Origin of the sequence: Bradyrhizobium sp. (assembly GCF_036009065.1) — a bacterium.
In the GTDB taxonomy this organism is placed as follows: domain Bacteria; phylum Pseudomonadota; class Alphaproteobacteria; order Rhizobiales; family Xanthobacteraceae; genus Bradyrhizobium.
This window is the reverse complement of the sequence record NZ_DASYMN010000018.1, coordinates 42381-52124: the sequence shown is the minus strand read 5'-3', so window position 1 is coordinate 52124 and position 9744 is coordinate 42381. Positions and strand designations below refer to the sequence as shown.

General features: G+C 62.0%; 10 protein-coding genes. 1 reads left to right on the top strand and 9 read right to left on the bottom strand.

Going from position 1 to position 9744, the window contains the following annotated elements:
• From VGP39_RS00915 to VGP39_RS00900, 4 genes are all read right to left on the bottom strand, one after another.
• The coding region (locus VGP39_RS00915; RefSeq protein WP_327566227.1) for a TRAP transporter small permease at positions 1 to 525 on the bottom strand (525 nt) is incomplete at its 3' end.
• On the bottom strand, positions 522 to 1544 hold the full coding sequence (gene dctP, locus VGP39_RS00910) for a TRAP transporter substrate-binding protein DctP (protein WP_327566226.1): 1023 nt from the start codon (positions 1542 to 1544) through the stop codon (positions 522 to 524). The genes dctP and VGP39_RS00915, both read right to left, overlap by 4 nt.
• A gap of 801 nt (positions 1545 to 2345) precedes the next feature.
• Positions 2346 to 2690: a DUF6481 family protein gene (locus VGP39_RS00905; protein ID WP_327566225.1), complete on the bottom strand. Its 345-nt coding sequence runs from the start codon at positions 2688 to 2690 to the stop codon at positions 2346 to 2348.
• 50 nt (positions 2691 to 2740) lie between these two features.
• Complete coding sequence (locus VGP39_RS00900; protein ID WP_327566230.1) at positions 2741 to 3088, bottom strand: GrlR family regulatory protein; 348 nt, start codon at positions 3086 to 3088, stop codon at positions 2741 to 2743.
• Between the two features lie 133 nt (positions 3089 to 3221).
• Here VGP39_RS00900 and VGP39_RS00895 point away from each other — a divergent pair, with 133 nt between their 5' ends.
• A complete protein-coding gene (locus VGP39_RS00895) occupies positions 3222 to 3689 on the top strand; it encodes an FKBP-type peptidyl-prolyl cis-trans isomerase (protein ID WP_327566224.1) in 468 nt (155 codons plus the stop codon).
• Positions 3690 to 3747: 58 nt separating this feature from the next.
• On the opposite strand, the gene VGP39_RS00890 is transcribed toward VGP39_RS00895, so the two are convergent.
• From VGP39_RS00890 to VGP39_RS00870, 5 genes are all read right to left on the bottom strand, one after another.
• Positions 3748 to 5058, bottom strand: coding sequence for a hypothetical protein (locus VGP39_RS00890; protein WP_327566223.1), 1311 nt, complete (start codon positions 5056 to 5058; stop codon positions 3748 to 3750).
• A gap of 6 nt (positions 5059 to 5064) precedes the next feature.
• On the bottom strand, positions 5065 to 6330 hold the full coding sequence (locus VGP39_RS00885) for a hypothetical protein (protein WP_327566222.1): 1266 nt from the start codon (positions 6328 to 6330) through the stop codon (positions 5065 to 5067).
• 364 nt (positions 6331 to 6694) lie between these two features.
• Positions 6695 to 7096, bottom strand: a complete 402-nt coding sequence (locus tag VGP39_RS00880; protein ID WP_327566221.1) for a VOC family protein — start codon at positions 7094 to 7096, stop codon at positions 6695 to 6697.
• Between the two features lie 20 nt (positions 7097 to 7116).
• Positions 7117 to 8265: an acyl-CoA dehydrogenase family protein gene (locus VGP39_RS00875; protein ID WP_327566220.1), complete on the bottom strand. Its 1149-nt coding sequence runs from the start codon at positions 8263 to 8265 to the stop codon at positions 7117 to 7119.
• A gap of 86 nt (positions 8266 to 8351) precedes the next feature.
• Positions 8352 to 9725 carry an MFS transporter gene (locus tag VGP39_RS00870; protein WP_327566219.1) on the bottom strand — a complete coding sequence of 458 codons (1374 nt, stop codon included), beginning with the start codon at positions 9723 to 9725 and terminating at the stop codon, positions 8352 to 8354.
• Between the last annotated feature and the right edge of the window lie 19 nt (positions 9726 to 9744).

The following is a 9744-nucleotide window of genomic DNA, read 5'->3' as shown; positions in this document are numbered from 1 at the left end:
CAGAAGCTGCAGGACTATTTGCACGCACAATAGCGTCATGCCTGATGCCATCAGGACGTAAGGAATCGCTAAGGGTGCCGACCACATCGAGTTCGTCACCTGGCCATCGACCCACGCTTCATGCGCCAGCGTCCAGGATTTCCAGGAGAAGAACGCGCAAAATACGAAACTGGCGACATCCACCAGCCAGAGGCGGATGCGGTTGACCAGCGGCGACAGCAACCCGACGAACGCCTCGATTCCGATGTGTCCGCGCTGCCCCTGAACATAGGCTGCGGTCATGAATGTGGCGCCGACCAGCAGAAACACCGCGGCTTCGTCCTGCCAGTAGTTTGGGCTGTGAAACAGAGCGCGGCTGAGGACGCTGTAGCTCAGGATCGCGCTCGCCGCGACCAGAGCTACCCCCGCGAGAATGACAATGATCCAGTTGCAAAAGGCGAGCGCGCGATCTAGCGCCGCCACGAGCATGTTGTCCGTGGCGGCGGCTGGTACGTCAGGCTGATCCGGAAGCGGACCATGCATCATGCGGAGACGTCGGTTGCGAGTTTCAGGAGATTGGCCGCGGCTGCGCTCTTGCCGGTGTAGTCCTTCCAGGCGGTATCGCGGGCGATGTCGCGCCACTTGCCGACCGTCGCCTGATCGAGCGCGCTGACCTTGGCGCCAGCCTTCTCATAGACCTTGGCGACCTCGATGTCGTCGTCCTGCGCGCCCTTCTTGCCGAAGGCTTCCATCTCGGCGCCGACGGCGACAAGGATGTCCTGCTGGTTCTTCGGCAGCTTGTCGAAGATCGCCTTCGACATCAAAAGCGGCTCGAACATGAACCAGTAGGAAGCGCCCGCACCCGAAGTCAGCGATTTTGCCACTTCCTCGAGCCGGAACGAGATCAGGCTGGTGGAGGAGGTGATGCCGGCGTCGCAGGCGCCGGTCTGCATCGCCGCGTAAAGTTCATTCGACGGCACTGACAGCACGGCCGCGCCGGCGCTCTGCAGCACCATGTCCATCTCGCGCGATCCGCCGCGGACCTTGAGGCCCTTGACGTCTTCCGGCGCGACAACCGGCCTCGAGCGGCTGGCGACGCCGCCGGCCTGCCATACCCAGGTGAGGATGACGATGCCCTTGTCGGCCAGGAAATCGGTCAGCGCCTTGCCGACCGGCTGGTTCTTCCAGCGCAGGCCCTGGTCGTAGGTCGAGACCAGCCCGGGCATCAGGCCGATATTGGTTTCCGGCAACTCGCCGCCGGCATAGGGCAGCGGGTACAGGCTGATATCGAGCGCGCCTTTGCGCATTGCGGAGAATTGCGCGTTGGTCTTGATCAGCGACGAGTTGGGATAGATTTCGGCGGCCAGCTCGCCGCCACTGCGCTTTGTGATCTCGGCGGCGAACACCCGGCACAACCGGTCGCGGAAATCGCCCTTGTCGATGGTCCCGCCCGGGAACTGGTGCGAGATTTTCAAGGTGGTCGCGGCATGCGCCGTTCCGGTTCCCAGGCGCAGGATAGCGGGGGCGGCGAGCGCGGACGCGATGACGTGTCGGCGTGTTATCATGGATGTCTCCCTTATGCTTTTCTCTATTGGGAATACGGGCGATGTCGATGCGGCATGTTAGCCCGTCGGCTCACGTATTTTCTCTCATCTGATAGTTTGAGGCAGTGCGGGGGGCGTGCATCATATTGTTGCACCGCACATGCACCGAGATTCGGGATGCGAATGCCGGACTAACATATTTTGTCCGAGCGAACCCAGCCCATCGCCCACGTCCTCTTCAACAACACGTCAACGCGTAGATTATTTCATGGGTCAGAAACGAAGCCCCTCGTCGCAGATTTCGTCTCCGATTCAAACAGCCACACTTCCACATTCTCGCGGCGCAAGGCGTCCGAGGTTTGCCAGTCCCTCGCGAACCCAAGCGAGGGGGTGGAGCGGCGGGAGGCGCCAGGGCACCAACGGGCACCCCTTGAGGCGGGATTAACGTACCCACCTCGCGCGGCAAGGCTACCGCGCGCGCCCAGTGACGTAGGGCGCAGCGCCTCCCGGCGCTCCACCGGCCACCGGCCTGTCGACCGTTCCGGGGCGCCCCGGTCCGGCCAGCTCTCGCTCTGTCCGCTCGGGATCGCTTCTAGAAAGCGCCCCTCATCGGACAGGACGGTTATGAGTCTATCATCCCTTAGGAACTTATCAATAGGAATTTCTAGGTCCTTTAAATAAAATTTCAGGCCCCGCCAAGCGCCAAGGCCCAATAAACACCGATCTCGATGCCGCATAGGCATCTATCCCTCGGCAGGCACCGTCGCTCAGGCGGACGGTCGTAGGTTATGGATCCCGGAGTTCGCGGGACGCGACCATGCACTACTTCCGCTTCTTACGGGCGGCGTAGCGGGCGTCGCGTGCGGCCTTGCGCTCGGCTTCCAGCGCCACTTCGCGGGCCGCGGCCTCTTGCTTTTCGCGGGCGGCGGCGGCCGCCGCTTCCTCGGCCAGGCGCGTTTCCTCGGCCTTCTTCGCAGCCTTCTCGGCATCGCGGGCGAGCCTGGCTTTGGCGCGCGCGGCGGCCTGCGCTTCGCGCTCGGCCTGACGTTGTTTCACCGCTGGATCGTCGGCGCCGGGCTGCGCGCGAAACTTGTCCAGAATATTCTTCCTGGCTTCCTGCGCCGCCTTCTGGCGGTCTGCGAAGCTGACTTCCTTGAATCCACTCATCTAGATGGGCCTTGCTGCTTTCGTTGTTCGTTGTGAGCCGCGAGATGCGTCTAATTATCCGCTAGCTTGCGCAATGTCGCGCGAAAACTGACGCTGCGGCTGCCGACCAGCGAGGTACCAAATACTTCCGCAGTGTCATCCACGAAGGTTCCGGAAAAGCCGGTGGTGACCTCGCGGCCGCCGAATACCGGCCGCGCGGCGCTCTCGCGATACGGCGTGTGCTGATTGGTAACCAATTCGCCCTTACACGCGCTTCCCTTGAAGGTATAGGAGCCAACCGACCAGAAGTAGGGATCGCCGCCCAGAATAACGCCATCCCGTGCGATAATCACCCCGCTGGCCCGGCCCTTTACGCCGTCGCGCATCTGGATATGAACCGAGTATAATCCGTTCTTCATGTGCGATATGACCGGCGGGAAGCGATTGGGTTCCTTTGGCGTGTCCAACTTGAAGTCTGCCGCAAAAAACAACGCTTGTATCGCGGTACGGAGCCTGAAAAAGACAATCGAGAAAACTCGACAAGGAGGAAAGATGCCGACCGCCCGACGTGCCAGCGCCTTGGCCGCATTTTCACTGATAGCGGCATTGCCCGCCGTCGTCCTGAACGCTCCCTTTCACGCCGCAACGGCCCAGACCGCAGGAAAACCCATGACCACAGCCTCAGGCTTGCAGATTACCGATAGCAAGGTCGGCACCGGCGCGACGCCGAAACCCGGCCAGACCTGCGTCATGCACTACACCGGCTGGCTCTATGAGAACGGCGTCAAGGGCAAGAAGTTCGACTCCTCGGTCGACCGCAACGAGCCGTTCGAATTCCCGATTGGCCAACGCAAGGTCATCGCCGGCTGGGACGAGGGTGTCGCGACCATGAAGGTCGGCGGCAAGCGCACTTTGATCATTCCGCCGCAGCTCGGTTATGGCGCGCGCGGCGCCGGCGGCGTGATCCCGCCCAACGCGACGCTGATGTTCGACGTCGAGCTGCTCGACGTGAAGGGGTGATACGCGCCGGTATCTGATCTAGCGCGGCCTTGCTCCGAATCTGCCGAACGTTGTCTTGCTAGGCGCGAGCCTTACGTGATCGTTTGTTGGCCACCTTGGCCCGGCGGCGACGCGGAGCAGCGGCGGCAACCAGTTGCGGCTGGCGAAAAATAGAGCTTCCCGGAAATTCGCCGGCTTCGGGAGCTTCCGGGCAAAAGAAAATTCCGGCCGCCTGTGCTTTGAGAAGCGATGCCATACCAGGCTGTGGCGCGGTCGTACTGCCGCCGAAATTTGAGTCTCCGAGCCAGTCAGGCATGGTCAGAGTGAACAGGACCCTGGTCGGCGTGTCCTGGAAACTGACGAAATTCAGTCCAAGCACGAGGTCGCTGCCAGCTAGTGGTGGCTCTACGAATTCATATCCCTGACGGAAAAACCTGTGAGAGTCCGGCGTTTCGAACCGATCGTCATGATCGTGATTTGCTCTCTGAACGTGACTGAAACGCATATCGTCGGTCACCAGCGGTGGTTCCCGGAACGGAGCGTTGGCGGGATCGGTCGGAGCTGAGGTTCCGGAGAACGGACAGCCATTCATGGTCGATGGATTTCCTGCCGCATCGACCGAAACAAGCGGGCATCCCGTGAGCTTGGAGCGCCCGACCACCAGCTCCTGCTGGGTTTGGGAAAGTTTCTGCCAGGCCGCCAGATCGACGGCCAATCTCACAAAGCAAAGGTAAGTGCCGCCTTCGGTCCACCGGTTTTCCGGAAGGCCCTGTCGCTTGACCGCAATCGCATGGAGCCTTGGCGTTCCGCTTCTCAGATTTGACACGCCGTCATGAAAGTCGATCCAGCTTCGCCCGTCTTCGCGATTAAAACCGGTAAAGCTGGCCGTCATTTCCAGAAGCGGCTGCGACGTCGTAGCACTAAGGGTTTTCTTCAGAAGCTTCCATGTTTCCACGATAACCCTGTTCACCGCCAAGGACGTATCGCCGATAGCCTGCACCATGATTTCTTCGGTGGCCGGGTTTCGGTCAAGGCCGGGCGCAAAGTTAATGGATGCACCTCCCAAAATGGGAGAAATTTCCGATCTTTGCGGGGGCCAAAACTGATTTTGCTCTGCAAGCTCGGAAGGAAGCCCATGATTGGCCCCGGGGATTTTAAACGCTTTAGGGCCGTACCCCCAAAGGATCGTCAGCCCCGACGCGGGTAGATCGATGCCGGGAAGATCGGCGATCCGGCCGCGCCGCAAATCGTCATGCACCTTCCACAAACGATCGAGTGCCGGCGCTATCTCGGCCACCGTTGCCCCTTGGGTCACCCGAAGAAACATGATGGCAAAGCACGGCCCTGGCGTGGCGCCCGAGTCCCAATAGATTCCTTCCTGGAGCGGCAACGTCGTTTACCTCAGCCGCAGCACGGGAGACAGGGTGTGCTCCGTTTCCCAATCCGCACGTGCCAGTGCTACTCCGGTGCATACGTCGGCCATCGTGCAGTCGAGCGGTTGCGCGGCAGGGATGTCGATCCATTGGGGATTTACGCTGGACGCGGGTTCGACCATGACGCCAGGTCCAACTTCGATGCCGCGGACCAATCTATATCCACCACTGACCGGCTGTTGCGTCGCCCCAATTCTTTCCATGATGTCATCAAGGAACGCCGGGCTATCGTCCGGTGGCCCGAACTCCAGCCTTTGCCACATGCCCGGGCCACCGCGCCTCCAGCGGATCCAGTCTTGCGGCACAGCCGCGCCGTTCCAGGTAAACGCTCCCGAGTTGAATCCCCTGATGTACATACCGAGAGGATCAGCGAGGGCCATACGGGAACTCTTGGCTGCATTCCCGTTTATCTGGCTGATAACCTGATTGTACGCACCTCTGGCTGCATGCGGATCGGCATTCCGGCAGGCTAGAAAGTCCGTCTGTTGAGAACGAAATATTTCGTAGTTCTCGGCCCTTCGCCGACCTTGCGGTCCGTTAACGGCATAGGGTCGGGCGCCAAACATCACAATATACACCAGGTCATCCAGGCCATTGATCGGCTGGCGCATGAAAAGGGCGTTCTCGCGATTCAGGCTGCCGATCGGATTAGCCGGCACGTTTGCATCCTTAAGATCGTCATGCTGGCCATTCCCCGCTACCTGCGTTGCGAAAGCAATCCTGCGTGTTGCCGGCGAAAGATGGGTGGGATCGGCATTGTTCGAGCCGTAAAGTTCGGCATAGCTGACGTCACGTCCCAATACGTCTTTGGCCATTGCGCGCAGCTGAACCGGATCCACCGATGCTACCGTGGTCCAGTATTCCGCAAGCTCGGTTGTCGCGGTAAAGCGCTTGGGTCTGACCTTGCCCGTTTGATCGGTTGCGTAGATAAGAGTGTATTCCAGATACTCGTTCTGAAACGAAGTTCGCCCCCGCTCACCCCAGTCGGACAGCCGCTGCGCCCAGGTCTCGTCAAGGCAAGTCCGGGGTTCAGCCGGAGCCCCCGACCATCTGACCGCGTCGGTGAAGGCGGCGTTGGTCAACTTGCCGGGGTCATCGATAAAATAGGGCTTGGAGTCGGCGAGACCGCGGCCCCAAAGATCGTCGAAATTAAACTTGATCTGCGCGTTCCACGCGTCAATCACAGCCTGGCTTGCTTGGTCAGCTTTTCCCGGAACGGAATAGGGCATGATTCAATCTCTTCATCGAAAAACTTCATGAAAAAGTGCGCGCGCCCCAACAAAATGGGCGTCCGGGCAGCATCGTCGAGGGCGACGCGAAAGTCAACTTTGCGGGGTAAGGTCGGCGGCTATTGGTGGTTGAGCGCGGCACAATTTCTGCGAAGCGGGGCCGGCTGCGTGCCCGCGGCGTTACTTAACGACGGGACCAATTTTTGACGTCCGAGCGGCGTGCACGGCTGCACGAAAAGCGGAATGGACCGGTCGGCCGATCCCAATATGGCGCCCACACCCGACAGCAGGGAGCGGGCATCATCCATGATGCCGACGAGGCTGATGGCAGAAACCTCTCGACGGAGCCTGACAGCTCGTCGTTTTACGACTTCGCGAAATTCAGCTCCACGCCGACGCCGTCGGGGTCGTAGAAAAAGAACTGCGTGTCGCCGGTGCGCGGCACAATGCTCTCGCGGAATTTTACGTCGTGCGACTGTAGCCGCTGGCGCACGCCGTCGGCGTCGGTGGCGGCGAAGGCGATATGGTCGAGGCGGCCGGTGTCCTCATATTTTTTCTCGGTGCCTCGCACCACGATGCCTTCGCGCGGCTTGCGGGTGCCCATCAGGTGCACGGTGGCGACGCCGCCGGAATAGAGCCAGTAGCCCGGAAAATCGAGCGGCGGACGCTCGCCGTTCTCCAGTCCCAGTACGTCGCAATAGAATTCCCTGGTGCGCTCCAGATCGGAGGGCTCGATGGTGTAATGCTGCAATCCGCCGAGGGGCATGGTGTTCTTCCTTTTTGTTTTCAGACGAAGGTGAGGTCGGCTTCGGCGCCCATCATCCAGGCGCCGACGGTTTCAAAATGCCGGAGCTGGCCCTGCAGCTGCTGGGTCACCGTGTGCATGTCGCGAAAGCGGCGCTCCAGCGGATGGCTCTCGAAGATCGCGGTGGCGCCCGCGGCATTCCAGGCGAAATCGACCGCCTCGCGCGCCTTGTGGATGGCGTGCGTGGACGCCATGCGGATGATGATGCGTTGTTTGACGGTGATCATCGAGCCTGCGGAAAGGTCCTTCCAGATCTCCGCCATCGATTGCAGCAAATAGGTCCGCGCGGCGCGCAGATTAACCTCTGCCACGGCAAGGTTGGTCTGCACCGCCGCATTGTCGCGCAATGGCCTGCTGGCGCCGCGTGGCACCTTGTTGCGCGCCACGTCGACAAAGCCGTCGAGCGCGCTGCGGGCGATGCCGCAGGCGACGCCGGCGAAGCCGACCTGGTAGCAGGTGCCGTTGCCCATGCGGTAGAGCGGGCCGCTCTCGCGGCACTCCTTGTCGAAGTCGCGGGTGATCGAGTGGTCCGCGCGGACGAAGAAGTCATTCAGCGCGAACTGGTCGCTCGCCGTGCCGCGCAGGCCGACCGTGTTCCAGATGTCGGTCCACTCCACGTCCTCGGTGCGCACCAGCATGGTGCGCTCCAGTTGTTCGCCGGTCGTGGCATCGCGTCTGGGCGAGCCATCGGCTCGATAGATCGGGCAGTGGGCGCCGAGCCAGGTCGCGTGGCGGCCGCCGGAGGCAAAAGCCCATACCCCGCTGACCCTGTAGCCGCCCTCGCATTCGATCGCCTTGACCTTCGGACCGGGACCCCAGGCGAGCACGGCGCGGGGATCGCTGCCGAAGATCGCCTGCGCCACCGGCAGGTCGAGATAGGCCGCCGACATGGCGCAGCCGCCGGCCTGGCTGAGGCACCAGGCGGTGGAGGCGTCCTCCTGGGCGATGGTTTCAATCACATGGAAGAAGGTGACGGGATCGGTCTCGATCCCGTCGGACGAGCGCGGCAGCAGCAGGCGGAACAGCCGCGCCGCGTGCAGGCGGTCGAGCAGGGCCGGCGGCAGCCGGCGGGACGCCTCGATCTCGTTCGAGGCGGCTGCTACCGCCGGACGGACGGCCTCGGCTCGCATGATAACGCTCCGGTCGCCCGCAAGCTCGGCAGAAGTCGGGGTCATCGCGTCCAAGGCAATCCTCGTCGAACGGGTGCAGCTATAAATCAGGCGGTGACGGCCAGTTCCTTGTCGATCTGCTCGATCGATTTGCCCCTGGTCTCGATTCCGAAGAAATAATACACCGCTCCGGCCATTAAAAACCAGCAGCCGAGATAGACGAACGCGGTCGGAATCTGCGGCAGGGGAACATCGGGCTTGAGATAATTGCCGGAGCCGACGATCAAGGCAAGGCCGACCGGCCCGATGATCTTGCCGATGCCGCCAAAACCATAGGCCGAACCCATGCCGGTGGTTCTGAGGTGCGAGGGCCAGACCTCCGCCGCATACGGCCCGACGATGGCAAAACCCCCGTCGGCGAAGAAGAAGGTCACGGCCAGCAGCAGCCAGAATGCAGACATGCCGAACAGCATCGCGTCGTAATTATAGCCCGCGATAATGGTCAGGACGCCGGCGCCGAAGCCGAGCAGGCCACCCGCGTTGCGCCGTCCCATCAGTTCCGAGAAGAACGAGAAGGAGAGCCGGCCGATGAAGCCGCAGACGGTGAGCAGGATCATCATCTTGGCGGCTTGCTGCGGCGTCACTTTCAGCAGCAGCACGAACAGCGACGGCGCCCACAGCGTGATGCCGTACACGCCGGTCTGCGCACCGGCATTGCCGAGCCAGGAAACAAGCAGGCTGCGCGGATATTTGAACAGGTCGAGCCAGTTGCTCTTGAGGATCGGGCCGGCATCGGCGGCGGTCGGCAGCGGCAGCGCGGCGGGCTGCATCTGCAGCGCCCAGGCCAGCGACTTGCGCGCCTCCTCATAGCGGCCCTGGCGGCACAGCCAGCGCGGCGATTCCGGCACCCAGATGCGCACCAGCAGCACCAGCAGCGCGGGCAGCACGCCGATCGCGAACAACAACCGCCACTGGTCGCTGCCCATGAAGGCGCCGAGCACCGCGCCGAGGCCGACGCCGAGCGGGATGACGCAGGTCACCAGGCCCCCAACCCAGCCGCGCTTGGAGGAGGGCATGAATTCCTGCACCAGCGGCAGGTCCACGCAATACAGCCCGCCGACGCCCACGCCGACGAAAAAGCGCATGATCGACAGATAGATCCAGCCATTGTCTGGTGTGAAATAGAGCAGGCCGGTAGCGATGGAGAAGTTCAGCACCGTGCCGATAAAGACCTTGCGGCGGCCGATGCGGTCGGCGAGCCAGCCCCAGACATAGGCGCCGATGATGGCGCCGATGCCCGAGCTCATCAGCACGACCGCCGACTCGCCGAAGGTGAGCTTCCACGGCCCGATCAGGAAGGCGAGCACGAAGCCGATCAGGAAGTAATCGAAAAATTCCAGGGCGTCGCCGATGATGGCCGCGGTGAGGATCTTGATCTGGTTGCCGGTCAGCCGCGTCTGCCGATCGAGTATCTCGAACATGGCGTTTTCCCGTGGCGCA